Source organism: Pseudomonas sp. NFACC04-2 (assembly GCF_900119265.1).
In the GTDB taxonomy this organism is placed as follows: Bacteria; Pseudomonadota; Gammaproteobacteria; order Pseudomonadales; family Pseudomonadaceae; genus Aquipseudomonas; species Aquipseudomonas fluorescens_AA.
The window spans coordinates 108,188-133,758 of record NZ_FPJC01000009.1 but is presented as its reverse complement, the minus strand read 5'-3'; the positions used below and the strand labels follow the sequence as shown (position 1 = coordinate 133,758).

At 62.6% G+C, this 25,571-nt stretch carries 19 protein-coding genes and 1 pseudogene; 9 read left to right on the top strand and 11 right to left on the bottom strand.

All coding sequences use genetic code 11. From position 1 onward, the window contains the following. Positions 1-102: 102 nt before the first annotated feature. The 8 genes from cobA to BT125_RS14445 all read right to left on the bottom strand — a co-directional run bounded on the left by cobA (position 103) and on the right by BT125_RS14445 (position 11,874). On the bottom strand, positions 103-858 hold the full coding sequence (gene cobA / locus BT125_RS14480) for a uroporphyrinogen-III C-methyltransferase (protein WP_072407929.1): 756 nt from the start codon (positions 856-858) through the stop codon (positions 103-105). Between the two features lie 10 nt (positions 859-868). Further along, positions 869-3,586 carry a nitrate reductase gene (locus BT125_RS14475; protein ID WP_072407927.1) on the bottom strand — a complete coding sequence of 906 codons (2,718 nt, stop codon included), beginning with the start codon at positions 3,584-3,586 and terminating at the stop codon, positions 869-871. After that, complete coding sequence (nirD, locus tag BT125_RS14470) at positions 3,586-3,903, bottom strand: nitrite reductase small subunit NirD (RefSeq protein WP_018605256.1); 318 nt, start codon at positions 3,901-3,903, stop codon at positions 3,586-3,588. The genes BT125_RS14475 and nirD overlap by 1 nt, the downstream gene beginning before the upstream one ends. Further along, a complete protein-coding gene (gene nirB, locus BT125_RS14465) occupies positions 3,900-6,353 on the bottom strand; it encodes a nitrite reductase large subunit NirB (protein ID WP_072407925.1) in 2,454 nt (817 codons plus the stop codon). The genes nirD and nirB overlap by 4 nt, the downstream gene beginning before the upstream one ends. A gap of 421 nt (positions 6,354-6,774) precedes the next feature. Continuing rightward, positions 6,775-8,448, bottom strand: a complete 1,674-nt coding sequence (locus BT125_RS14460; protein ID WP_072407922.1) for a bifunctional protein-serine/threonine kinase/phosphatase — start codon at positions 8,446-8,448, stop codon at positions 6,775-6,777. A 9-nt stretch (positions 8,449-8,457) separates the two neighbouring features. Continuing rightward, positions 8,458-9,669 carry a nitrate/nitrite transporter gene (locus tag BT125_RS14455; RefSeq protein WP_025212688.1) on the bottom strand — a complete coding sequence of 404 codons (1,212 nt, stop codon included), beginning with the start codon at positions 9,667-9,669 and terminating at the stop codon, positions 8,458-8,460. A gap of 403 nt (positions 9,670-10,072) precedes the next feature. Continuing rightward, on the bottom strand, positions 10,073-10,648 hold the full coding sequence (locus BT125_RS14450) for an ANTAR domain-containing response regulator (RefSeq protein ID WP_060738484.1): 576 nt from the start codon (positions 10,646-10,648) through the stop codon (positions 10,073-10,075). 14 nt (positions 10,649-10,662) lie between these two features. Then, positions 10,663-11,874, bottom strand: coding sequence for a CmpA/NrtA family ABC transporter substrate-binding protein (locus BT125_RS14445; RefSeq protein ID WP_072407920.1), 1,212 nt, complete (start codon positions 11,872-11,874; stop codon positions 10,663-10,665). Between the two features lie 542 nt (positions 11,875-12,416). On the opposite strand from BT125_RS14445, the gene BT125_RS14440 reads away from it, so the two are divergent. From BT125_RS14440 to BT125_RS14415, 6 genes and pseudogenes are all read left to right on the top strand, one after another. Next, a complete protein-coding gene (locus BT125_RS14440) occupies positions 12,417-13,631 on the top strand; it encodes a winged helix-turn-helix domain-containing protein (protein WP_256573773.1) in 1,215 nt (404 codons plus the stop codon). A gap of 249 nt (positions 13,632-13,880) precedes the next feature. Continuing rightward, complete coding sequence (locus tag BT125_RS14435; RefSeq protein ID WP_315984992.1) at positions 13,881-14,285, top strand: PrgH/EprH family type III secretion apparatus protein; 405 nt, start codon at positions 13,881-13,883, stop codon at positions 14,283-14,285. A 25-nt stretch (positions 14,286-14,310) separates the two neighbouring features. Next, positions 14,311-14,556 carry a type III secretion system needle filament subunit SctF gene (gene sctF, locus BT125_RS14430; RefSeq protein ID WP_371857809.1) on the top strand — a complete coding sequence of 82 codons (246 nt, stop codon included), beginning with the start codon at positions 14,311-14,313 and terminating at the stop codon, positions 14,554-14,556. Positions 14,557-14,686: 130 nt separating this feature from the next. Further along, the gene (locus BT125_RS30045) at positions 14,687-14,758 is read left to right on the top strand and encodes a hypothetical protein (RefSeq protein ID WP_371857811.1); all 72 of its coding nucleotides are present in this window, start codon (positions 14,687-14,689) and stop codon (positions 14,756-14,758) included. Further along, a pseudogene (locus BT125_RS14420) lies at positions 14,755-14,913 on the top strand (EscJ/YscJ/HrcJ family type III secretion inner membrane ring protein); the annotation flags it as partial. The gene BT125_RS30045 and the pseudogene BT125_RS14420, both read left to right, overlap by 4 nt. 238 nt (positions 14,914-15,151) lie before the next feature. Then, positions 15,152-16,171 carry a quinone-dependent dihydroorotate dehydrogenase gene (locus BT125_RS14415; protein ID WP_072407914.1) on the top strand — a complete coding sequence of 340 codons (1,020 nt, stop codon included), beginning with the start codon at positions 15,152-15,154 and terminating at the stop codon, positions 16,169-16,171. A gap of 221 nt (positions 16,172-16,392) precedes the next feature. Here the strand turns inward: BT125_RS14415 and rmf are convergent, their stop codons facing one another. Further along, a complete protein-coding gene (rmf, locus tag BT125_RS14410) occupies positions 16,393-16,608 on the bottom strand; it encodes a ribosome modulation factor (RefSeq protein WP_003223300.1) in 216 nt (71 codons plus the stop codon). Positions 16,609-17,139: 531 nt separating this feature from the next. On the opposite strand from rmf, the gene rlmKL reads away from it, so the two are divergent. After that, positions 17,140-19,410 (top strand): bifunctional 23S rRNA (guanine(2069)-N(7))-methyltransferase RlmK/23S rRNA (guanine(2445)-N(2))-methyltransferase RlmL, encoded by a 2,271-nt coding sequence (gene rlmKL / locus BT125_RS14405; protein ID WP_072407912.1) that lies wholly within the window; start codon positions 17,140-17,142, stop codon positions 19,408-19,410. Between the two features lie 142 nt (positions 19,411-19,552). Next, complete coding sequence (locus BT125_RS14400) at positions 19,553-21,937, top strand: sensor domain-containing diguanylate cyclase (RefSeq protein WP_072407910.1); 2,385 nt, start codon at positions 19,553-19,555, stop codon at positions 21,935-21,937. 184 nt (positions 21,938-22,121) lie between these two features. On the opposite strand, the gene dacB is transcribed toward BT125_RS14400, so the two are convergent. After that, positions 22,122-23,588, bottom strand: coding sequence for a D-alanyl-D-alanine carboxypeptidase/D-alanyl-D-alanine endopeptidase (gene dacB, locus BT125_RS14395; protein ID WP_072407908.1), 1,467 nt, complete (start codon positions 23,586-23,588; stop codon positions 22,122-22,124). A 231-nt stretch (positions 23,589-23,819) separates the two neighbouring features. Here dacB and BT125_RS14390 point away from each other — a divergent pair, with 231 nt between their 5' ends. Next, positions 23,820-24,164 carry a YggL family protein gene (locus tag BT125_RS14390; RefSeq protein ID WP_072407906.1) on the top strand — a complete coding sequence of 115 codons (345 nt, stop codon included), beginning with the start codon at positions 23,820-23,822 and terminating at the stop codon, positions 24,162-24,164. A gap of 156 nt (positions 24,165-24,320) precedes the next feature. Here BT125_RS14390 and BT125_RS14385 read toward each other — a convergent pair whose 3' ends face one another. Further along, positions 24,321-25,511 (bottom strand): benzoate/H(+) symporter BenE family transporter, encoded by a 1,191-nt coding sequence (locus tag BT125_RS14385; protein WP_072407904.1) that lies wholly within the window; start codon positions 25,509-25,511, stop codon positions 24,321-24,323. Positions 25,512-25,571: the final 60 nt, after the last annotated feature.

The window sequence follows — 25,571 nt, the reverse complement described above, 5'->3', positions numbered from 1 at the left end:
AGCGAGCTTGCTCGCGATAGCGGTGTGTCAGCCAGTATTGATACTGCTGACCCCACGCTATCGCGAGCAAGCTCGCTCCCCCATTAGGTTGGGTGCTGTTGGTTACAGCGCCGAAGCCTGAACCCACGCAGGCTGTGACGCGGTGAGTTCGGCAGCACCGGCCACCGCGCCAATCACCAGGATCGCCGGGCTCTTGAGCTGGAAGTCGCTGGCATCGGTTTCCATCGAGGCCAGGTCGCTGCGGCAATCACGCTGGTGGGGCAGGGAGGCGTTTTCGATCATGGCCACGGGCGTGTTCGCCGCCAGGCCACCGGCCAGCAACTGCTCACGGATCTCGCTCAGTTTCGCCACGCCCATGTACACCACCAGCGTCGTGCCGCTTTGGGCCAGGGCTTGCCAGTTCAGGCGGCTGCCGTCCTGGGTGTGGGCCGTGACGAGGGTCACGCCCCTGGCAATCCCGCGCAAGGTCAGTGGAATATCGCACTGGGTCGCCCCCGCGAGACCGGCGGTGATGCCGTTGACCAGCTCCACTTCGACGCCATGCTCGCGCAACCACTGCGCCTCTTCGCCGCCGCGGCCGAAGATGCACGGATCGCCTCCCTTGAGGCGCACCACGCATTTGCCCTGGCGGGCATAACGCAGCATCAGCCGATGAATGAAGGCCTGGGGAGTGGAACGGCAGCCGCCGCGCTTGCCCACGGCAATGATGCGCGCAGCGGGGCAGTGTTCCAGCACCGCGGCATTGACCAGATCGTCGATCAACACCACGTCGGCCTCGCCCAAGGCGCGCACGGCTTTGAGGGTCAGCAATTCGGAGTCACCGGGACCTGCACCCACCAGCCAGACTTTTGCGTTCATAGTGTTTTCCTCACGAGATAGCCGCCAGCGGTTGCGCAGTGGCAACCAGCAGGCGTTTGATTTCCGGTACGCAAGAGCCGCATTGCGTGCCACAGCCCAGTTCCTGTTTAAGCCCCTGCAAGTCCAGGCCACGTTCAATGCCTGCGCAGATCGCACGCTGGCTGACGTTCATGCAGTTGCACAGCGTTTTGCTGCCACCCGTTGCGGCGCCGACATTGCCCGGCGGCGCACTCAAAGGCGCCAGCAGCCAGCGCCGCAGTTGTTCATCGGCACGGCCTTCCAGCCACAGGTTCTGCAGCCAGTGCCGTGCCAGGGTTTCGCCGGCCAGGCGAATGGCGGTGATGCGGCCGTTTTCGATGCGCACCCGTTTGCCGATGGCGCGGCGCGGGTCGTCATAGGCCAGCACCGGCCCGTCGATCAGGCCCAATTGCTCGTCGATGGCCTGGAGCAGTTGCGGTTCGGGCGCGACGGCGCTGGCAGCGCGAATCAGCAACGCGGGACGTTCACGGCCGGTCAAGCTCAGGCTGACGTAGGAAAACGCCTCGCACAGGGGGCGCAGCGCTTCCAGATGCTGTTGAACGTCGCCTTCGATCAAGGCGAAAAGCTGCCAAGGCAGGTTCACCGGCTCCAGGCGCACGCCGCTGTGCTTGAGTTCCGGTTGTTTCGACAAGGGGTCGAAAGCCGGTTGAGTCAGGGTATTCACACCGCCCTTGAGGAATCGATCCCCCCAGTGCATGGGCAGGAACGCCTGGCCGGGGCGCACGCTGTCGTCGCTGTCCACGGCCACGATCACGCTGCCGCGACGGCTCTTGAGGCTGACCAGGTCGCCCGGTTGCAAGCGATGCCGCTGTAGTTCATCGGGATGCAGGCTGAGTACGGCTTCGTTCACATGACCAAACAGCTGCGCGGCGGTACCGGTGCGGCTCATGCCGTGCCACTGGTCACGCAAGCGGCCAGTGTTGAGGGTCAATGGGTAGCGGGCGTCACGCAGTTCCTGGGCGGCGCGATAGGGATCGGCCACGAAGCGCGCTCGGCCACTGTCGGTTGGGAAAATCCCGTCCACGTACAGGCGCGTCGTCCCGACCGTGGCGCCATCCGGGAAGGGCCACTGCTGAGGACCGAGCCGATCGATCAGGGCATGGCTGATGCCGGACAAGTCCAGATCGCGGCCACGGGTCAGTTGCTTGTATTCATCGAACAGTTGGGCCGGGGTGTCGAAGGCGAACAGGCTGGGTTGGCCTGGGCGCAGACGTTTCTCCAGGCGTTGTGCGAAATCCACTGTGATCGCCCAGTCCGGCCGTGCCTCACCCGGTGCGCCGATGGCCCGACGGACGTGGGAAATACGCCGTTCGGAGTTGGTCACCGAGCCTTCTTTCTCGCCCCAACTGGCTGCCGGCAGCAGCAGGTCGGCAAAGGCGGCGGTCTCGGTGGTCCGGAAGGCTTCCTGCAACACCACGAACGGGCAGGCTTGCAGGGCCTCGCGTACCGCTGTCTGGTCCGGCATCGATTGGGCCGGGTTGGTGCAGGCGATCCACAAGGCCTTGATCTTGCCGCTGCGCACCTGCTCGAACAGCTCGATGGCGCTCAAGCCGGTGGTGGCGGGCAATTGCTCGACCCCCCAGTAACGGGCGACGTCGGCGCGATGCTCCGGGTTGGCGGCTTCGCGGTGACCCGGCAACAGGTTCGACAGGCTGCCGGTTTCCCGTCCGCCCATGGCATTGGGTTGGCCCGTCAGCGAGAAGGGGCCAGCACCCGGCCGGCCGATTTGCCCGGTGGCCAGGTGCAGGTTGATCAATGCGCTGTTCTTGGCGCTGCCAGCGGTGGACTGGTTCAGGCCCATGCACCACAACGACAGGAAACTCGGTGAGGTGCCGACCCATTCGGCGCACTGGTGCAGTTGTTCGACGCTGATGCCGCACAACTGGGCGACCATCGCCGGGGTGTAGTCGCGTACCAGGTTCTTCAGGTCCGCCAAACCTTCGGTGTGGGCCTTGATGAAGTCGCGGTCGACCCAGTCTTCCCACAGCAGCAGGTGCAAAATCCCATGGAACAAGGCGACATCGGTGCCCGGCAGGATCGCCAGATGCAGGTCCGCCAGGTCGCAGGTGTCGGTGCGCCGGGGATCGATGACGATGATTTTCATCTGCGGTCGACGGGATTTGGCCTCTTCGAGGCGGCGAAAGAGGATGGGATGGGCGTAGGCCATGTTACTGCCGACGATCATCACGCAGTCGCTCAGTTCCAGATCTTCGTAGCTGCAGGGCGGGGCGTCGGCGCCGAGGCTGCGTTTGTAGCCCACCACGGCGGAGGACATGCACAGCCGGGAATTGCTGTCGATGTTATTGGTGCCCACCAGCGCCCGGGCGAGTTTGTTGAAAGCGTAGTAATCCTCGGTCAGCAGTTGTCCGGAGATGTAGAACGCCACGCTGTCGGGACCGTGCTCGGCGATGGTCTCGGCGAAGACACTGGCGGCGTGATCCAGGGCGCTGTCCCAATCGGTGCGGGCCCGAGCCAGGCCTTTGCCCAGGCGCAGCTCCGGGTATAGGGCGCGGGCGGCGAGGTCGCCGGTCAGGTGCAGGGTGGAACCCTTGCTGCACAGTTTGCCGAAGTTGGCCGGGTGGGCGGGATCGCCGCTGACGCCGAGGATGCGCTCGCCGTCATGCGCGATCAGGACGCCGCAACCGACCCCGCAGTAACAGCAGGTCGAGGCCGTGATCTGGCGATTCATCAGCTTGCGTCCCGCAGGGCCAACTGCACCCGGCCGTTTTCGACCCGGGCCGAATGATGATGGGCGCAGCCCACGTCGGGGGCTTGGGCCTGGCCGCTTTCCAGGTCGATCTGCCAGTTGTGCAGCGGGCAGGCCACGCGTTTGCCGTAGACCAGGCCTTGGGACAACGGGCCGCCCTTGTGCGGGCAACGGTCATCAAGGGCGAACACTTCATCGTCGCTGGTGCGGAAAATCGCGATATCGCCTTTGGGGCCATTGATGATGCGCGAACCCAGTATGTTGATCTCTTCCAGTGCGCAGATATCCAACCAGTTCATGCCGGCACCTCCAGGTTTTTCACGGGGATGACCTCGAACTCTTTCTTCAACTGAGGCTGTTCCAGGCGTTGCTTCCAAGGGTCCTGCTCCAGCGACAGGGAAAACTTCAGGCGTTCGTAAAGGGCCTTGCGCCGCTCGGGGTCTTCCAGCACGGCTTTCTTGATGTGCTCCATGCCAACCCGTTGCATGTAATGCACAGTGCGTTCGAGGTAGAAGGCTTCCTCGCGGTACAGCTGCAGGAAGGCGCCGTTGTATTCACGCACTTCCTCAGCGGTCTTGAGTTTGACGAAAAACTCGGCGACTTCGGTCTTGATCCCGCCGTTGCCCCCGATGTACATCTCCCAGCCGGAATCGACGCCGATAATGCCGACGTCCTTGATGCCGGCTTCCGAACAGTTGCGTGGGCAACCGGAGACGGCCAGCTTCACCTTGTGGGGTGACCACATGTTGAACAGGTCGTGTTCCAGCTCGATGCCCAGTTGGGTCGAGTTCTGCGTGCCGAAGCGGCAGAACTCGCTGCCCACGCAGGTTTTCACGGTGCGGATGGACTTGCCGTAGGCGTGGCCGGACGGCATGTCGAGGTCTTTCCAGACGCCGGGCAGGTCCTGCTTCTTGATCCCCAGCAAATCGATGCGCTGCCCGCCAGTGACCTTGACCATGGGTACGTTGTACTTGTCGGCCACGTCGGCGATGCGCCGCAGCTCGGAGGGGTTGGTCACGCCGCCCCACATCCGCGGGACGACCGAGTAGGTGCCGTCTTTCTGGATGTTGGCGTGGGCGCGTTCGTTGATCAGGCGCGACTGCGGGTCGTCCTGGGCTTCGCCGGGCCAGGTGGAGATCAGGTAGTAGTTCAGCGCCGGGCGGCAGGTGGCGCAGCCGTTCGGGGTGCGCCAGTTCAGGTAGCTCATGGCCCCGGCGATGGTCAGCAGGTGCTGGTCGCGGATCGCCTGGCGGATCTGGCCGTGGTTGAGGTCGCTGCAACCGCAGATGGCTTTTTCGCTTTTCGGTTTGACGTCCGCCGCGCCACCCACGGTGTTGATCAGGATCTGCTCCACCAGGCCGGCGCAGGAACCGCAGGAGCTGGCGGCTTTGGTGTGTTTCTTCACGTCATCGACGCTGAACAGCCCGTGTTCCTGGATCGCCTTGACGATGGTGCCCTTGCACACGCCGTTGCAGCCGCAGACTTCGGCGCTGTCGGCCATGCTCATCGCCTTGTCCTGGCCTTGGTGGCCGACGTCGCCCAAAGCGTTCTCGCCAAACATCAGGTGATCGCGGATCTCGCTGATGCCGTGGTTTTCACGGATCTGGCGGAAATACCAGCCGCCGTCCGCGGTGTCGCCGTACAGGCAGGCACCGACCAGCACGTCGTCCTTGATCACCAGCTTTTTGTAGACGCCGCCGATGGGGTCGGAAAGGGTGATGGTCTCGGTGCCTTCGCCACCCATGAAGTCCCCGGCGGAGAACAGGTCGATGCCGGTGACTTTGAGTTTGGTCGATGTGACCGAGCCCTTGTAAGTGGCGAAACCCAGTTGTGCGAGGTGGTTGGCGCAGACCTTGGCCTGTTCGAACAGCGGTGCGACCAAACCGTAGGCGGTGCCGCGATGGTTGGCGCATTCACCGATGGCGTAGATGCGCGGGTCGTAGGTTTGCATTGTGTCGTTGACCAGGATCCCGCGGTTGCATGGGATGCCGGATTTCTCCGCCAGCTCGGTGTTGGGGCGGATGCCGGCGGCCATCACCACCAGGTCGGCGGGGATGATGTCGCCGTTCTTGAACTGCACCGAGCCGACCCGACCGTTGCCGGCGTCATGCAGGGCCTGGGTCTGCTCGCTGAGGCGGAATTTCAAGCCACGGTTTTCCAGGGCGGTCTGCAGCAATTGGCCGCTGGTCTTGTCCAGTTGCCGTTCCAGCAGCCATTCGCCCAGGTGCACCACGGTTACGTCCATGCCCCGCAGCTTCAAGCCATTGGCGGCTTCCAGGCCCAGCAGGCCACCGCCGATGACCACGGCATGCTTGTGGGTCTTGGCGGTGTCGATCATCGCCTGGGTGTCGGCGATGTCGCGGTAGCCGATCACGCCCTCCAGGGTGTTGCCGGGAATCGGCAGGATGAAGGGCGTGGAGCCGGTGGCGATGAGCAGGCGGTCGTATTCGGCTTCGCTGCCGTCTTCGGCGATGACCCGGCGCTTGACCCGGTCGATCTCCACCACTTTGCGGTTGAGCAGCAGCTTGATGTTGTTGTCCAGGTACCAGCTCAGGTCGTTGAGCACGATCTCTTCGAACGTCTGCTCACCGGCCAGCACCGGCGAGAGCAGGATGCGGTTGTAGTTGGTGTGGGGCTCGGCGCCGAACACCGTGATGTCGTACAGCTCGTTGCTCAGCTTGAGCAGTTCCTCGAGGGTTCGAACCCCGGCCATGCCGTTGCCGATCATTACCAGTTTGAGTTTTTTCATCAGGGTTCTCCGCAAGCCAGGCCCGTTTCGTCACGGCGATCGGACTGGCTCGGCAATTTTTACGAAAACAAAAAAAGGCGTCCCGCTAGCAAGCTAGCGAGGACGCCTTTGTCCTGGTCCCGTTCTCTCGGGAAGCACCGCCTTCATCGTTGGAGGCGTTGCTTTATGTATGGTGAGAGAGGTTATGCAGTGGTTGTGCCAAGTGGCTGGAAGGCGCGGGTTTATTGAGGGGGCAGGTGGGTGAATGGAGTTGAGGAGGGATTTATTGCACCGAATCAAAGCGGGTTGCCCGGTAATGGAGCGCTGTCGAGCGGTAAGGCGTTTTATGTGGCGAGGGAGCTCGCTCCCGCTCGAGCGCGAAGCGGTCGCAAGTGATTGGGTCTGCTTCGCAGCCCAGCGGGAGCAAGCTCCCTCGCCACGGTCATGACGAGTGAAACACCAAAAACAGCAGCACAACATTCACCACCAACGACACCAGCGCCAACGTCCGCCAGACCTTCAGCGGTTCGCGCTCCAGCAATGGCCTGGGCCTTACGCTCAAGCTGCGGCGCTCGCCCTGTTCCAGCAGCAACAACCATTCCTCGGCGGTTTCAAAGCGCTGGCCCGGGTCCGCCGCGACGGCGCGTTCCAGGCTTTGCCCGAGCCATTCGGGCAGGTCCGGCCGATAGCGGCTGGCACTGACCGGCACACCGAAGCGCGGGCGTTGGAAAGCTTCGATTTCGCCGTAGGGATAGTGCCCGGTCAGCAGGAAATACAAGGTCACGCCGACGGCATACAAATCCTGTTGGGCCGTGGGCGCGGTGCCGGCGAAGGCTTCCGGGGCGATGTAGCTGGGGGTGCCGGGCAGCACGTTGGCCTGGTCTTCGGACAGGCCCGGGCAGTACGCCAACCCAAAGTCCAGCAAGCGCAGTTCCCCATCGTCCCCCAGGTGCAGGTTTTCCGGCTTGATGTCGCGGTGGTAGATCTGCCTTCGATGCAGCAGGCCCACCGCCCGCACCAGTCGTTGCGCCAGGTCCAGCCATTGCGCCAGGGGCAGCGGCCCGCCCTGGTTGAACTGCTCGGCCAGGGTCGCCCCCGGATATTCCCGCATCACGTAGTACAAATGCTGTCGCTGGGGTACGCCATGGACCTCGGGAAACTGCCGCCCGGCGACCCGCTTGAGAAACCATTCCTCCGAGAGCAAGGCCTGTCCGGCACGGCTGTCGTCCCGTAGTTGCACGGGCAGGGTTTTCAACAGCCAGGGTTGGCCTTGGCCGTCGTGTACCCGGTAGAGCAACGATTGCTGGCTGTGGCCGAGCAGGCTTTCGATCTGCCAGCCCTCGAAGACCTGGCCCGGTTTCAGCGCCGGCGGCAGGGGCCATTGCTGCAATTGGATCAGCGCATCGCCGATGCTCGCTTCGCCCAGCGCATCGACCCGCACCAACAGGGCGCTGGCGTTGTCCTGGCTGCCGGCCAAGTGCGCGGCGTTGACCAGCGTCTGCGCGGCCAGGTCCAGGTTCGGCTGGTCGCGCAGGATGCCGGCGATGGCCGTGTCTCCAAGGACCGCCCAGACGCCGTCGCTGAGCAATACGAAGGTTTCGTCGGTGCGCAGCTCACCGTCGAGAAAGTCTAGGATCAGGTGTTGATCCAGGCCCAGGGCCCGCTTGAGCACATGTTGCATGCCCTGCTGTTCCCAGACGTGATCCTCGCTGACCCGTTGCAGGTGGTCGGCGTGCCAGCGGTAGACCCGGCAATCGCCGACATGCGCGAGGGTGAAGCGCCGGCCTCGCAGGACCAAGGCGCTGACGGTGGTGAGCAGCGGTTGCCCGCCACCGTTGGCCTGCAGCCAGCGATTCTGTGCCAGTAGCAACCGATCCAGTGCCTGGGCCACGCCCCAGGTTTGCGGCGTGGAGTAGTAGTCCAGGGCCAGGGCCTGCAAGGTCGAACGGGCGGCCAGCCCGCCATCGGCGCATTGGCTCACGCCGTCGGCGATGGCGAACAGGTAACCCTTGCTGGCGGCCAGGGCCGGGGCGGGGGTGACCAGGCGCAGGGCGTCCTGGTTTTCCTCCCGCGGGCCGATGGCACTGGCTTCGGCGAAGCTCAATTGCAGGCTCATGGTTGCAGGTTATACCCGAGCAGCGGTGACGGCGGCCGAACCCCAAGTGGTTCTCCAACGACGCTTGACGCCGTGCAGGCCGAACCAGGCCAGGACACCGAGGCTGGCGAACAACCACAGGGCCAGTTGATAGCTGCCGGTGCTTTGCTTGATCGCGCCCATGCCCGCCGCCAGGGCGAAGCCACCGATGCCGCCGGCCATGCCGATCAGCCCGGTCATCACGCCGATTTCGCGACGGAAGCGTTGTGGCACCAGTTGAAACACCGCGCCGTTGCCCGCACCCAAACCGAGCATGGTGCAGACGAACAGGGCCAGGGCCGCATAGGAACTCGGCAGGTTGAAGCCCACCGCCGCGATGCAGACCGCCGCTACGGTGTACATGCCCAGCAAGGTGCGGATGCCGCCGAAACGGTCCGCCAGGGCACCGCCCAAGGGGCGCATCAGGCTGCCACCGAAGACGCAGGCGGCGGTGTAGTAGCCGGCGGTGACGGGGCTCAGGCCGTATTGGTCATTGAAGTAGCCGGGCAGTGCGCTGGCCAGGCCGATGAAACCGCCGAAGGTCACGCTATAGAAGAACATGAACCACCAGCTGTCACGATCGCCCAGAGCCTTGAGGTAGTCGGCCATGGATTTGGCTTTCGGCCGCTCGGGGGCGTTCTTGGCCAGCCAGGCGAAGAGGACCAGGGTCAGCACCAGGGGGATCAGCGCGAAGCCGAACACGTTGGTCCAGCCGAAGGCCACCGCCATCACCGGAGCGATCAACGCCGCGAGCACGGTGCCCGAGTTACCGGCGCCAGCGATGCCCATGGCCTTGCCCTGATGTTGTGGCGGATACCACTGGGACGCCAGTGGCAGGGCCACGGCGAACGACGCGCCAGCCACGCCCAGGAACAAGCCGAGCAGCAGGGCTTGTTCGTAGCTGTGGATGCCCAGTTTCCAGGCGCAGAACAGCGCACCGATCACAATCACCTGGCCCACCATGCCGGCGGTCTTCGGTGAAATCCGGTCGGCCAGCAGGCCCATGAACAGGCGCAGCACGGCACCGGCCAGGATCGGTGTCGCCACCATCAGGCCGCGTTGTTGGGTGGTCAGGTGCAGGTCGGCGGAGATCTGCACCGCCAGTGGGCCGAGCAGGTACCAGACCATGAAACTCAGGTCGAAATAAAGGAAGGCCGCGAACAGTGTCGGGGTGTGGCCGGATTTCCAGAAGCTTGAATTCATCGCGCACCTCAGCTGTAAAAGTCTCGAGAAAATGAGTCAGTGCTTAGAGCAGTGCGCCGCCTGTGGTCGCACCACCGGCTCCGAAGAGCCAAAACAAAAAAACGCCGCAACCCGGATTGCCAGAGAGGCAAGGAGGGTGTGCGACGTCTTTGTCGTAGGTGGGGCAACCGCCGTTGGTTACCTGTGCAGTTGCTTAAGCGAGATCTGTGCCAACAGCAGGAATCGGAGGTGTCCTCTGAACCTGTGGGAGCGAGCTTGCTCGCGATGACGGTGGGTCAGTCGATACTGATGTTGGAAGTTAGATTGCTACGCGAGCAAGCTCGCTCCCACAATGGATCCGCAGTGGCCGCAGAGCCTGTGGGAGCTTGCTCGCGATGGCGCCAGGCCAGGCGCTATAAGGTTTTCAGCCGAGCAACTCGTTCATGGCGATGATCTGCTCCGCCACCTGGATCAGCTTCTGTTGGCGGCTCATGGCCTGGCGGCGCATCAAGGTGTAGGCCTGTTCTTCGTTGCAGTCCTTCATCTTCATCAACATGCCCTTGGCCAGTTCGATGCGCTTGCGTTCGGCCAGTTGCTGGTCCCGGGCCAGGAGTTGGGCGCGCAGGGCCTGGTCACTTTCGAAGCGGGCCATGGCCACGTCGAGGATCGGTTGCAGGCGCGCGGCGTGGATGCCTTCGACGATGTAGGCACTGACGCCCGACTTGATCGCCTGGCGCATCACATTGGGGTCGTGCTCGTCGGTAAACATGACGATCGGTCGTGGTTGGTCGCGACTGACCAGCACCACTTGCTCCATCACATCGCGTCCGGGTGACTCGGTATCGATCAGGATCACATCCGGACGCACCGTTTCGACGCGCGCCGGCAGGTCGATGGTCAGGCCGGATTCGTCGATCACTTCGAAGCCGGCTTCAATCAGGGCGGCCTTGAGGCGGCCGACTTTTTTCGCGGTGTCGTTGATCAGCAGGATACGCAGCATGGTCGTGGCTCCTGTCAGCGGCTGGCGAGAAGGGGAGCCGCATCGCTCAAGGCGTGCAGTTTGAAGCTGCGGGCGTACCCGACCGGGTCCGAGCCGTCCCAGGTGATGCCGTCGATCAGTTGGCTGCTGCGCATGTCCTGGCCAGGGGGCGCTATATCCAGCGCCGCACAGGCTTCACGGTACAACTTGAGCTGCTGGACGTCCCGGGCCACGGCCAGGTAATCCGGGTCTTCGCGCAGCAGGCCCCAGCGACGGAACTGGGTCATGAACCACATGCCATCGGACAGGTACGGCAGGTTCACTTCGCCGCCGCCATGAAAGCGCATGGCGTGGGGATCCTGCCAACTGTTGCCCAAGCCATCGGCATAGATCCCCAGCAGACGCGGCTCGATGCAGTCCAGCGGGGCGTCGAGGTATTCGGGTGCACTCAACAGTTGCGCGGTGCTGCGACGGTTTTCGCTGCTTTGTTCGATGAAGCGGCTGGCTTCGAGGATCGCCATCACCAAGGCCCGGGCGGTATTGGGGTATTGCTCGACGAACGCCCGGGTGCAGCCCAGGACTTTTTCCGGGTGGTCGGGCCAGATGGTCTGGGTGGTCGCCAGGGTAAAGCCGAGGTTCTGCTTCACTGCGCTGGCACACCACGGTTCGCCGACACAAAACCCGTCGATGCGCCCGGCTTGCAGGTGCGCAATCATCTGTGGCGGCGGCACCACCACACTGTCGACGTCCGACAAGGGGTGGATGCCCTGGGCGGCGAGCCAGTAATAGAGCCACATGGCGTGGGTGCCGGTGGGGAAGGTCTGGGCGAAGGTCAGTTTCGGGCGAGTTTGGTGCACGTGTCGTTCCAGTGCTTCAGGACTGGTCACGCCCTGGGCCTGCAAGCCATGGGACAGGTTGATGCTCTGGCCGTTCTGGTTCAGCCCCATCAGCACCGCCATGTCGGTCGCTGCGACCCCGCCGATGCCCAGGTGCACGGCATAGACCAGGCCATACAGGCTGTGGGCGGCATCGATTTCACCGCTGACCAGTTTGTCCCGCAGGTTGGCCCAGGATGCCTGGCGCTTGAGGTTCAGGGTCAGGCCGTAGGGTTGGGCGAAGCCCTGAGTGGCGGCGACCACCACCGGGGCACAGTCGCTCAAGGCCATGAAACCGAGGTTGACCGCGCTCTTTTCCGGGGCATCGCTGCCGTTGACCCAGGCCAGGGGGTTGGCTGGAACTTCATTCATCGCGCTTCACCTTTGCACATAAAAAAGCGCCGTGTCCGAGCCAATTGCCAGAGCGGGACAGCAGATGCCGCCGTTGTCCCTTTAATCAGTCTGGCACTCATTTGGATGTCGACATGGGCGCCGATGAACAGTAATGGTGCAAGGCATATGCCAGCCCGGCCCTCATCACCTTTCCATCAAGGGGCGATGTTGAACTTCTAAGGTCGAGCAACGGCTGCAATATTTAATCTGGCATGGCGTGTACTGTTGCGCGCCTGCCAGATTTTTTTTCAGGAAAGATTACATCTTGATTTTATTGAGGGCTGTCTTACGGTTCTCGTCGCGGTTTCCTACGCCAATAACGTTCAACGCCCTACGGAATCCTCCTACGCATCTTCCTATAGTCAAGCCGCTCGTCATCCCGAGCCTGTCACACCACAGGCTCGATCGCGCTTCAGTAACTTTCTATAGAGAAGTCTCAGAGTATGGACAGTACAACTGATCGAACGCCGGGCAAGTCATTCGTTTTTGACCACTGGTTATTGCAAAGCGATGGAACGCTGATGCGAGATGGACTGGGCGTTCATGTTCCGCCCAAAGAGCTGCGCGTACTGCGTCTGTTGTTGATGTCGGCGGGTACGGTTGTCAGTAAGGATTTTTTGCTGGACCGGGTCTGGCCCCGTATGGATGCGGCGCAGGAGTCGTTAACCCGTTGTATCTACGCATTGCGCAAGTTGTTCAAGGAGAACAAGGGCTACATTGCGACGGTTTACGGCCAGGGATATCGGTTCACCGGCTCCGTGGTTGAGCTCGAGGTGCCAAGCGAGGCGAGGGCGGTGGCGCCTTCGCTGGCGGTTTTACCGTTTCGCAATCTGGACGAGATTGCGGCGCTGGATCTGCAGGATCAGGTGATCCGCCAATTGACCACGGCGTTCGGTGAGGCATTGCATGTCATTCCCTCGGGGCTGATCGCGGCCTGCGGGCCTTCGGACGAGGTGAGGTCGTTGGCCGGGCGGTTGTCGGCGGATTATTGCTTGAACGGTCGTTTTATCGGTGCGGGCGGGTTGCAGCACTGGTCGATCGAGTTGATTCGTGGACGCGACCAGGCCTTGCTGCACGGTCAGACGCTGGATGCCTGGGATCCGGGGGAGGCACTGGGTGCGTTGACATGCCTGGTTGCCCAGCACGTACCGGGGCTTCGCCCCGTCGGTGATCGCTGCGGGTCCTATCCGGTGGCGGTGGCATATCTCAATGGGTTGTGCAGCGTGCAACAGCACACGGTGCAAAGCCTGCGCGATGCCCAGGTGCTGTTCAGGCAGTGTTTGAAACTCGACGCCGGGTATGCGCCGCCCTGGTGTGGTTTGGCGGATGTGTGGCTGGGACAGGCGATGATGGGCCTGGGTGAGCTGGAGCGCGCAATCGAAGAGGCGCATTCGGCGGTTTCCAGAGCGTTGACGCTGGACCCCGGCAGCATCCCGGCGTTGACACGCCTGGCGTTGCTCACCAGTTTGCGCGGCTGCGAGCAGGCGGCCCAAGTGTTGTTCCGGCGCTGCCTGTTGTCGGCCGATCAGGCGGACGTGCTGTATTTTCATGCCTGGCATCACTGGTTCTGGCAACGCAACGAGCAGGCGCTGCAAATGCTTGACCAGTGTCTGGAGCATGATCCGGGTTGTGTCCGGGCGCAGATCTTGCGGGTGCGCATTCATGAACAGCCGGTGTGGATCCGCGACAGATGCAGATCAACAGCAGCTATCTGTGTTACCCAGGCCCGACGATGATCGCGCCATGACCAGGCGGCGCAGGATTCTGATCGTTTGTCGCACGCTATCGGCAGAATCCGATCAGGAAGCCGGCGGCCGGCCCTTCTATCATGTCCGCTCATTTCACTGCTCTGGAGCTTGGACGGTGACAGTCCTGACAGCCCCCACGCCACAGCCCTGTGTCCTGCGGATACTCAATGCTCCCTTGCAGGGCTGCGAGGCCTCCCTCGGCGAAGGTCTGACCCCTGTTCATCGTCGGTGCCGCGGTTGCTGCTCAGCGCGCAACGCAATCTGCTCACGCCGGACCAGCAGGCCAGGCTGATCGAGACCTTGCTCGCGGCGGCGCCGTATGCCCGCGACGTCGTGCTGCAAGTGCACGCGCTGCTCGCCGATCTGGCCCTGAGTGGCTTGCAGCGTCTTTCACTGGCCTTCCGTCGGGTCGAGTATGGGAATAGTGTCACGTTCGCCGTCGCGGGCGATCTGCAGGATGCCGAACTGGCTGCCGCCCGCCAGTGCGTTGACGATTTTTACCGACAGTGGGGTGGCCGCTACGTGCATTTCACTGTCGAGCTCAGGGACGACGGGCTCAAGGGCACGTCGTTCCAAACCGGCCCGAAGGGCTACGTCAAGACGAGCGTTTCGTCCTGGCATTTTCTCCTACATGCAGAGTGAATAACGAATGCCTGGTATCCCGATCATGTTTCCCTCAACCCCCGATGACTTTCTCGGCAAACAAGCCGCTGCCTTGGAGCCTGGCGCCCAAGGCCTGAAAGAAGCCTTGGACCAAGCGCTGGTGGACCTCAAGACGGATGCCTCGGACCCCGGAAAACTGGCGGCCTACCAGAGCGCGCTTTCCTCCTACACGGTATTGCGCAACGCCCAGACCAACACGATCAAGGGTTTCAAGGATATCGACATGGCGATCATCCAGGCGGCTCGCTGACCCGTTCTCTTTCCGGTTCCGCCGTCAACAGCGGGCAAGGGGTCTCGACGATCAATGAGTTGATGCAACGGCCGGACGTCACTCACCCTGCAGGCTGGCCCCCCTGCAGGAGTTGACCAGGCAGTACAACGTGGGGATCAATCTGCTCAACGTGCTGGTGCGCAAAGGGGTGAGCCCGGCAGGAACCTTGTTGCGTGCTTGAAGCCAGGTCTGTGGGGACTGCTGTTGTGCCTGGCGCTGGCGGGTTGTCGTCAGCCGAACCTGCTGGAAGGGCTGGATTGGCAACAGGCCAACGAAGGGCTTTCGGTGCTGCAGCGCAACACTATCGCCGCGGTGAAAGTCGACGCTGGCAAGAGCTGAGGACGGGATTTCCATTGTTGATCCTGCGTGACGAAGGGCTACTGGGTAGCTGCCATTGCAGCTGCATCGCTCTTTTGCAGGCTTTTGGCGCTTGCAACTATCAAATAACGCCCCAAGACAAAGGGGCGCGGTGTGTCGGCGCAAAGATGGGGGCGCAATCAAAGCGCTTCTCGCCGCTGACGCTCCTGCTCGGTATAATCGCGTCACTTTTTATCGCCCAGAGTCAAACCCACCCATGTACACCCTGGCCCGTCAGCTATTGTTCAAACTTTCCCCGGAAACCTCCCACGATCTGTCCCTGGACCTGATCGGCGCGGGCGGACGTTTGGGCCTCAACGGTTTGCTGTGCAAGGCGCCGGCGAAATTGCCGGTGACGGTCATGGGCCTGGAATTTCCCAACCCGGTCGGGTTGGCGGCGGGTCTGGACAAGAATGGCGCGGCTATCGACGGGTTCGCCCAGTTGGGTTTCGGTTTCGTCGAAATAGGCACCGTTACCCCACGACCACAGCCGGGCAACCCCAAGCCACGGATCTTTCGCCTGCCGCAAGCCGAGGCGATCATCAACCGCATGGGGTTCAACAACCTGGGCGTCGACCATCTGCTGGCCCGTGTGGCCGCTGCCAAATACAAGGGCGTGCTGGGCATCAACATCGGCAAGAACTTCGACACGCCGGTGGAGCGGGCCGTCGACGACTACCTGATCTGCCTGGACAAGGTCTATGCCCACGCCAGCTATGTGACCGTCAACGTCAGCTCCCCCAACACTCCGGGGCTGCGCAGCCTGCAATTTGGTGATTCCCTCAAGCAACTGCTGGCCGACCTGGCCCGGCGGCGCGCGGAACTGACATTGATCCACGGCCGGCATGTGCCACTGGCGATCAAGATCGCCCCGGACATGACCGACGAGGAGACCACCCAGGTAGCCCAGGCCCTGATCGAGACGGGCATGGACGCGGTGATCGCCACCAACACGACCTTGGGGCGCGAAGGTGTCGAAGGGCTGGAGCACGGTGACGAGGCGGGTGGTTTGTCTGGGGCGCCAGTGCGTGACAAGAGCACCCACACCGTGAAGGTGCTGGCCGCTGAATTGGCGGGGCGCTTGCCGATCATCGCGGCGGGCGGGATTACCGAAGGCAAGCATGCCGCCGAGAAGATCACCGCCGGGGCGAGCCTGGTGCAGATCTATTCGGGGTTTATCTACAAAGGGCCGGCGCTGATCCGTGAGTCGGTGGATGCCATTGCGGCGTTGGGTTGATCAGCCGCGCCTGTAAGGGGGAGTGCAGTACCCCCTCGCCACAAGAATGTTTGCAGCTTGAGTCCTGCGCTAATCACCCCCCGATATTCACCAAACCCCAGGCATTAAAAAGGGCTCCTCGAAGGAGCCCCCTGGGCCGTAGCCCGCCGTCCGGATGGGACGTGCGTGGTTAAATCGATATGGGTGTCAAATTGTCGAGTTCTTGAGTATTAAGCCCTGTGTCAGCCGACGGCGTGAAGTTCGTTGAGTCTGTGGATACCCGCAGTGCCGGTCATACCGTCCCAGTTGTCGCCGCGTCCTTCTCGCCAGCCATTGATCCAGGCTTGACGTACCGACGGTAGAGTAAAGGGGCAAAGCTCACGGGATTTACCACCAACGCCATATTGGTAACCACGTAAAAATGCTCTTTCCAACGGATCACGCTTAAGTCTTCTCATAGGGTGTTGCCCTCACTTGTTGACTGTTACTTAGCGTCGACCTCTATCGAGGCCGGGGCAGAATCATTCTGCCGTTGGTGGCTCGTTGCCGGCGTGACGAGCCGAGGTGTTGACGCCGTTGCGACGTCAACCTGTGTTGAGTTCTAACTAAAGCGTCACATGGATGGAATGATCGTTTTGTCATAAGCACGTAACAATAAAGATGTTAGGGCGATAAGTAACTTCATGTTCGTTGACCGCTTTTGAGCAAGACCCCTGTATGATCGGCCCTGCGCCAAAGGGGACTGGCGTTCCTTGAATGAGAATGTCCTCCCGTTGCACTCGGGTACTATTCGACGAAAGGGTCGAGTTTTCACAATTTGTTGCACAGAATTTTTTACCTCCCTTCGCATCAAAGCTCTTTTAACCTGAGCGGCGAGGGCGGCACGGCACACTTTCGTGCCACGCGGGTGCTCTTGAGAAAAGCACCTGACTGAACCCGGCCTGGCAATGCGTTGCCCGGTCCACTTAGCCAAAGGCTCTGGAAATCCCATGTCCGATCGTTTCGAACTCTTCCTCACCTGCCCCAAGGGCCTCGAAGGCCTGCTGATCGAGGAAGCCGTCGGGCTTGGCCTTGAAGAGGCGCGCGAGCACACCTCGGCCGTGCGCGGCATGGCCGACATGGAAACGGCCTATCGCCTGTGCCTGTGGTCGCGCTTGGCCAACCGCGTGTTGCTGGTGCTCAAGCGCTTCCCGATGAAGGACGCCGAAGACCTGTACCACGGTGTGCTGGATGTCGACTGGCAAGACCATATGCTGGCCGATGGCACCCTGGCGGTGGAGTTCAGCGGCCATGGCTCGGGCATCGACAACACTCACTTCGGCGCCTTGAAGGTCAAGGACGCCATCGTCGACAAGCTGCGCACCCCGACGGGCGAGCGGCCGTCCATCGACAAGCTCAACCCGGACCTGCGCATCCACCTGCGCCTGGACCGCGGCGAAGCGATCCTCTCCCTCGATCTTTCCGGCCACAGCCTGCACCAACGCGGTTATCGCCTGCAGCAAGGCGCCGCACCGCTGAAGGAAAACCTCGCCGCCGCGATCCTGATCCGCGCCGGTTGGCCGCGCATTGCCGCTGAAGGCGGCGCGCTGGCCGACCCGATGTGCGGTGTCGGCACGTTCCTGGTGGAAGCGGGCATGATCGCCGCCGACATGGCGCCGAACCTGCGTCGCCAGCAGTGGGGCTTCACCGCCTGGCTCGGCCATGTGCCGGCGTTGTGGAAGAAACTCCACGAAGAAGCCACCGCCCGCGCCGCCGCCGGCCTGGCCAAGCCGCCGTTGTGGATACGCGGTTACGAAGCCGACCCACGGCTGATTCAGCCGGGCCGCAACAACGTCGAGCGTGCGGGCCTGAGCGAGTGGATCAAGATCTATCAAGGCGAAGTCGCCACCTTCGAACCGCGTCCGGACCAGAACCAGAAAGGCCTGGTGATCTGCAACCCGCCGTACGGCGAACGCCTGGGCGATGAAGCCAGCCTGCTCTACCTCTATCAGAACCTCGGCGAGCGCCTGCGCCAGGCCTGCCTGAACTGGGAGGCGGCGGTGTTCACCGGCGCGCCGGACCTGGGCAAGCGCATGGGGATTCGCAGCCACAAGCAGTATTCGTTCTGGAACGGCGCCTTGCCGTGCAAGCTGCTGCTGATCAAGGTCCTGCCGGATCAGTTCGTCACCGGCGAGCGTCGCACTCCAGAGCAACGCCAGGCCGAGCGCGAACAGGCCGCCTACGATCAGGCCCCTGAAGTCCCGCAAGAGCGCCAGTACAACAAGAACGGCAACCCGATCAAACCGGCTCCGGCACCGGCCCCTGTGGTCGAGCAGGCGCGGTTGAGCGAAGGCGGGCAGATGTTCGCCAATCGCCTGCAAAAGAACCTCAAGTTGCTGAGTAAATGGGCCAAGCGTGAAGGTGTGGACTGCTACCGGGTCTACGATGCCGACATGCCGGAATATTCCATGGCCATCGACCTGTACCACGACTGGGTTCATGTCCAGGAATACGTCGCGCCCAAGTCCATCGATCCGGAAAAGGCCTCCGCCCGCTTGTTCGACGCCCTGGCGGCCATTCCCCAGGCACTGAACGTCGACAAGAACCGTGTGGTGATCAAGCGCCGCGAACGTCAGAGCGGCACCAAGCAGTACGAGCGCCAGAGCGCTCAGGGCAAGTTCACCGAGGTCAACGAAGGCGGGGTGAAGCTGCTGGTCAACCTCACCGACTACCTGGACACCGGGCTGTTTCTGGATCATCGGCCGATGCGCCTGCGGATCCAGAAAGAAGCAGCCGGCAAGCGCTTCCTCAACCTGTTCTGCTACACCGCGACCGCCAGCGTCCACGCTGCCAAGGGTGGTGCTCGGAGCACCACCAGTGTCGACCTGTCGAAAACCTATCTGGACTGGGCGCGGCGCAACCTCTCGCTCAATGGTTTTTCCGACAAGAACCGCCTGGAGCAGGGCGACGTGATGGCCTGGCTGGAAGCCAGTCGTGACGAGTACGACATGATCTTCATCGACCCGCCGACCTTCTCCAACTCCAAGCGCATGGAAGGCGTGTTCGATGTGCAGCGCGACCACGTCCAGTTGCTGGACCTGGCCATGGCACGCTTGGCCCCGGGCGGTGTGCTGTATTTCTCCAACAACTTCCGCAAGTTCCAGCTCGAGGACAATCTCGGCGAGCGCTACGCGGTGGAAGAGATCACCGCCAAGACCATTGATCCGGATTTTGCCCGCAACGGCAAGATCCACCGCGCCTGGAAGATCATGGCACGTTGATCGAATTCTGATTGGATCCATGAAGCCTTGTACTTCAAGGCTTCCAGCCGCATTTGGGACTGGCTAAAATGATGGCTAATAGCTATAACTTAGGCTGTGTCCAGGGCTGTGCCTATGCCTGGCTCCATTCTGAGTTGCGTTTATGGCTTTGCATCAGGTGCGCCCCAGGATCCTGGGCTTTATCAGCGAAGATGTGTCGGCCTGGCTGGTGGCTTTGCTGGTGCTGCTGGCCGGCGCCTTCCTGACCGGCTTGCTGAGCTGGGCGATGACGAACCTGTTCAATCAGCAATTGCGCCAGCGCTTCGAGTTGCAAGCCGAGGAGCGCTTCAGCCGCATCGAAGAGCGATTCCAGGACGAGGAAGAACGTCTCGATGGCTTGCGGCGGTTCTTTGTCAATTCGGCAGGGGTATCCAACGCAGAATTTCACGGCTACGTCGAACCGCTGTTGCGGCGCACCCTGGCCTTCGCCTGGGCGCCACGGATAGCTGGGCACCTGCGACAATCCTTCGAACAAGAGACGCGAGGCCGGGGGGACGACGCCTTTGCCATCCGCGAGGTCGACGATAGCGGCGGCCTGCGGCGTGCCGCCGAGCGGGACGAGTATGTGCCGGTGTTGTACCTCCAGAGCCAGCCGCTCTCAATGTCCCCCCTGGGGTTCGATCTGCTTTCCCATCCATTACGTCGGGCCGCGCTTGAGCGCGCGCGTTTGCTTGGCACGGTGGTGGTCTCGCAGCCGTTGGACCTGATGGGTGTCGGACCGGACTTCGCCCGTGGCGTGTTGCTGGTGGCACCGGTCACCCGAGCGTCGGCCAAGGAACCGTTCGGGTACGTGGTGGCGGGTATCAATATGCGTCAGCTGGTGGGCGATGGCTTGCCGGCCGCAGGTCATGACAATCTATCGATGCGTGTTCTTGACCAGTCCACGGACGACCGGGGGGAAGTGCTGTTCGATTCCCTCGACGCGCCGGGTGACAGTGATTTGTCGGCGACCCGCCTGTTACGCCTGGCCGATCGCGACTACCGGGTGGAGTTGCGGCCCAGCCGGATGTTCCTGTCGACCAATCGCTCTTCGGTCATGGGTACGGTGGTACTCGGCGGGTTGCTCAGCCTGCTGCTCAGCGCCTTGCTCTATGTGCTGGTCAGCCAACGGCAGCGGGCCTTGAAACTGGTCGAGCAACGTACCCGTGAACTGCGCGCCCGGGAGCAGGAGTTGCGCGGTACTCATGGCCAATTGCGCGGCGTGCTGGACGCCGCGACCCAGGTGGCGATCATCGCCACTGACCTGCGCGGGGTTATTACCACCTTCAACGTCGGCGCCGAACAGATGCTCGGCTATCCGAGTTGCGAGGTGCTGCAAAGCATGACCCTGGAAAGCTTGCATGTGCCGCGGGAGCTCCAGGCCCGGGCCGCCCAGCTCGGCGCGCGTTTTGGCAAACCGATTCCCACCTGCCATGCGATGCTGCTCGATGGCGGTGAACAGGGTGGGCAACAGGCGCGGGAATGGACCCTGGTACGCCGCGATGGCAGCCACCTGACCGTGAACATGCTCGCCACACCCATGCTCGATGAGCAGGGGCTGTGGGTCGGGCACCTGGCAATCTGCATCGACGTCACCGAACGCAAACGCGTCCACGAGGCGCTGGCGGCCCGTGACCTATTGTTGAAAAAGCTCAGCGCTCATGTGCCCGGGGGGATCTACCAGTTCAAGATGGACTTCAATGGTCGCTTCAGCGTGATCTATGCCAGCGACGGCATCCGCGACATCTATGAGTTGGAACCCGATGTACTGGTGCAGAACGCCGAGGCGATTTTCTCACGTATTCACCCCTTGGACAGTACGCGCGTCCGCGCTTCGATCCGTGCTTCGGCCCACACCTTGAGCCCATGGCGTGAAGAGTACCGGGTGCAACTGCCTTTGCGCGGCCTGCGTTGGGTGCGCGGCGAGGCCACGCCCGAGGAGTTGCCTGGCGGCGGGGTGTTGTGGCACGGCTATATCTCGGATATTTCCGACCTCAAGCGCGTGGAAGAAGAGCTGCGGGCCTTGTCCGTGACCGACGCCCTGACAGGCATTCGCAATCGCCGCTATTTCCAGGAGCGCCTGACCTCGGAGATGGCCCGGGTCGAGCGCGGTTCCGGTGGGCTGGCGGTCATCATGCTCGACATCGACCACTTCAAGCGCATCAATGACCAACATGGCCATGCGATGGGCGACCGGGTGTTGCAGGCGGTCTGCCAGCGCATCGCCCAACGGTTGCGCCGCACCGATGTGTTCTGCCGGTTGGGCGGGGAAGAGTTCGTGGTGCTGTGCCCGGACACTGACAGCGACAGCGCCTATTCCCTGGCCCTGGAACTGTGGGGAGGCTTGCGAGCTGCGCCCATCGAGGATGTGGGAGTGGTCACCGCCAGTTTCGGCATCGCCACCTGGCGCGCCGGGGAGGGCGCCGATGCGTTGCTGCTCAGGGCCGACTCGGGTGTGTACGCGGCCAAGCAGGCCGGGCGGGATCGGGTCGAGACGCAGCTGGGTTAGCCGTTTTGGCGGGGTGTATGGGACAAAATGTGGGAGCTGGCTTGCTCTCACACTTGACCTTCAGTGGACACAAATCCCCTGTGGGAGCGAGCTTGCTCGCGATAGCGCTAGGTCAGTCACATCCCTATCGACTGGCCGACCGAATCGCGAGCAAGCTCGTTCCCACATTGGGTTTTGCGCTGGGTCAGAGCACCGAGGCCGTCTGCGGCAGTTTCGGCTGGCGGTACAGGTCCAGCAGCACTTGGTCCAGCACGGACGAAGCGCCCCATGGCTTCGGATCGTTGAGGATCGCTACCACCGCCCAGGTGTTGCCATTGATGTCGCGGCTGTAGCCGGCGATGGCGCGGACGGTGTTCAGGGTTCCGGTCTTGACGTGGGCCTCGCCGGCCATGGCGGTGGTTTTCAGACGTTTGCGCATGGTGCCGTCGGTGCCGGCAATCGGCATCGAACTGATGAACTCCGCCGAATACGGGCTGCGCCAGGCAGCTTGCAGCATCGCCGCCATTTCCCGGGCGCTGACCCGTTCGGCGCGGGACAGGCCGGAGCCGTTCTCCATCACCAGGTGCGGCGCGGTGATGCCTTTCTTGGCCAGCCACTGGCGTACCACCCGTTGCGCCGCCTTGGCATCATCACCATCGGCTTCGTTACGGAACTGCGCGCCAAGGCTCAGGAACAGTTGCTGGGCCATGGTGTTGTTACTGTATTTGTTGATGTCGCGGATGATCTCCGCCAGGTCCGGGGAGAACGCCCGGGCCAGCACCTTGGCGTTGCTCGGGGTCGCGGCCAGGCGGTCCTTGCCCTGGATGCTGCCGCCCAGCTCCTTCCAGATCGCCCGTACCGCGCCAGCGGTGTAGGTGGCATGGTCCAGCAGCGACAGGTAGGTCTGGGAGCTGCAACCGTCACCGAGCTGGCCGCCGACGGTCACCGTCACGCTGCCGTCTGCCTGTGGTACCGGGTTGTAGCGCACGCCGCCGGCGCATTGCTTGGAATTGACCGCCTTGACCTGGTTTTCGATGCGAATGCTGGCAATCGGCGGTTCCACCGACACCAGCACCCGGCCGCCGTCATTGCGGGCGACAAAGCGCAGGGCCTTGAGGTTGACCAGCAGCGAGTCGGGCTTGACCAGGAACGGCTTGTTTTCGTCGTTGCCGTCGTCGTTGAACTCGGGCAGTTGCGGCTGGATGAAGAAACTGCGGTCCAGTACCAGGTCGCCGGTGATCTGCTGCACGCCGTTGGCCCGCAGGTCGCGCATCAGCAGCCAGAGTTTTTCCATGTTCAGCTTGGGATCGCCGCCGCCCTTGAGGTACAGGTTGCCGTTGAGAATCCCGCCGCTGAGGGTGCCGTCGGTGTAGAACTCGGTTTTCCACTGATGATTGGGGCCGAGCATTTCCAGGGCCGCGTAGGTGGTCACCAGTTTCATGGTGGAAGCGGGGTTGACCGAAACGTCGGCGTTGTACAGCGTCGGGGTGCCGGGGCCGTTGAGCGGCACCATTACCAGGGACAGGGCGTCGTTCTGCAGTTTGCTGGCCTTGAGGGCCTTTTGCACGTTCGGCGACAGGGCAGTGTTGATCGTGGCGGCGTGGGCGGTGACAGGGAGGGCCAGGGGAAGAAGAAGGCTGGCCAGAAGCAGTGGGCGCAAAGATTTGATCATTTGAAATAGAACCCTACGGGCGAGGGGGAAAAAACGAGGACATGAAAATGAACGTCCTCAACGGTCATGAAAGTGTCGGCATTATGCCCCAAGCCGCAACGGCTTGGGCCGTGCCTGAGCCCTTCGGCTGCTATTTTTTACCGACGGTAGGCCGATACGCCCGATCAGTCGGGCAATCGACGCATCAAACTGGTAAAGTGCCGGCCGTTATTACTTATGAGGATTGTTCCAATGGCGACTAACCGTTCCCAGCGTCTGCGCAAAAAACTGTGCGTGGATGAATTTCAAGAGCTGGGTTTCGAACTGAACCTGGATTTCAAAGAAGATCTGGCCGATGAGGCTATTGACGCTTTCCTCGACGCTTTCCTGAAAGAAGCCATGGAAGCCAACGGCCTGGGCTACGTCGGCGGCGACGACTACGGTCTGGTTTGCCTGCAGAAGCGTGGCTCGGTCACCGAAGAGCAGCGCGCTGCCGTTGAAGCCTGGCTCAAGGCCCGTCCTGAGCTGACCAGCGTGGAAGTCAGCCCGCTGATGGACGTCTGGTACCCGGAAAAGCCGATCAATCCGGTCGCTTGATGTTCCGAAACCGGCAGCCCTTATGGGTGCCGGTTTTTTTGTGCCTGCCTGTTGGGTATTGAGAGACCTTCAGGACGCCTTCGCGAGCAAGCTCGCTCCCACAGGAGGCCTGGCGTTCATGCTCCCTTTGTGGGAGCGAGCTTGCTCGCGATGCTTTCAAGCGCTACGCCAATTCAGAATCACCAGGGTCAACACCCCCGCCACAATCCCCCAGAACGCCGAACCGATGGAGAACAGCGTCATCCCCGACGCCGTGACCATGAAGGTGATCAGCGCCGCTTCTCGTTCCTTCACTTCGCTCATGGCGATGCTCAAGCCATTGATGATCGAGCCGAACAGTGCCAAGGCCGCGATGGACAGCACCAGTTCCTTGGGCAGTGCCGCGAACAACGCGGCCAGCGTCGCGCCGAACACCCCGGCAATCCCGTAGAAAGTCCCGCACCAGAGCGCCGCCGTGTAGCGCTTGTTGCGATCTTCGTGAGCGTGGGGGCCGGTGCAGATGGCCGCGCTGATGGCTGCCAGGTTGATGCCATGGGAGCCGAACGGCGCCAGCAGCAGCGAGGCAATGCCGGTGCTGGTGATCAGTGGCGAGGCCGGCACGTTGTAGCCGTCGGCCCGTAGCACGGCGATGCCGGGCATGTTCTGCGAGGTCATCGCCACCACGAACAAAGGAATGCCGATGCTGATGGTGGCCGCCAGGGAAAAGTGCGGTGTGGTCCACACCGGTGTCGCGACTTCCAGGGTGAAGCCGCTGAAGTCCAGCAGCCCCAGCAGCCCGGACAGCGCCGTGCCGATCAGCAGCGCTGCCAATACTGCATAGCGAGGGGACAGGCGCTTGACGATCAGGTAGGTGAAAAACATCCCCAGCACCAGGCCGGTGCGATGCTGGGTGGCGACGAAGATCTCACTGCCGATCTTGAACAGGATGCCCGCCAGCAACGCCGCCGCCAGGGAGGCCGGGATGCGCTTGACCAGGCGCTCGAAACTGCCGGTCAGGCCGCAGATCGTCACCAGGACTGCGCAGGTTATGTAGGCACCTATGGCCTCGCCGTAACTCACACCGCCCAGGCTGGTGATCAGCAGCGCCGCGCCGGGTGTTGACCAGGCGATGGTGATCGGCGTGCGATAGCGCAGCGACAGCCCAATGGAGCACACGGCCATGCCAATGGAAATCGCCCAGATCCACGAGGAAATCTGCCCGCTGGTCAACCCGGCCGCTTGCCCGGCTTGGAACATCAGCACCAGGGAGCTGGTGTAGCCGGTCATCATGGCGATGAACCCGGCGACGATGGCCGAGGGCGTGGTATCGGCTAATGGACGAAGTGGCGTGGTCGTGACTTCGGTCATGGTGGGCGATGTTCCTTGTTATAGGTTATGCGTCTGTGGGAGCGAGGCTCGCCCGCGATG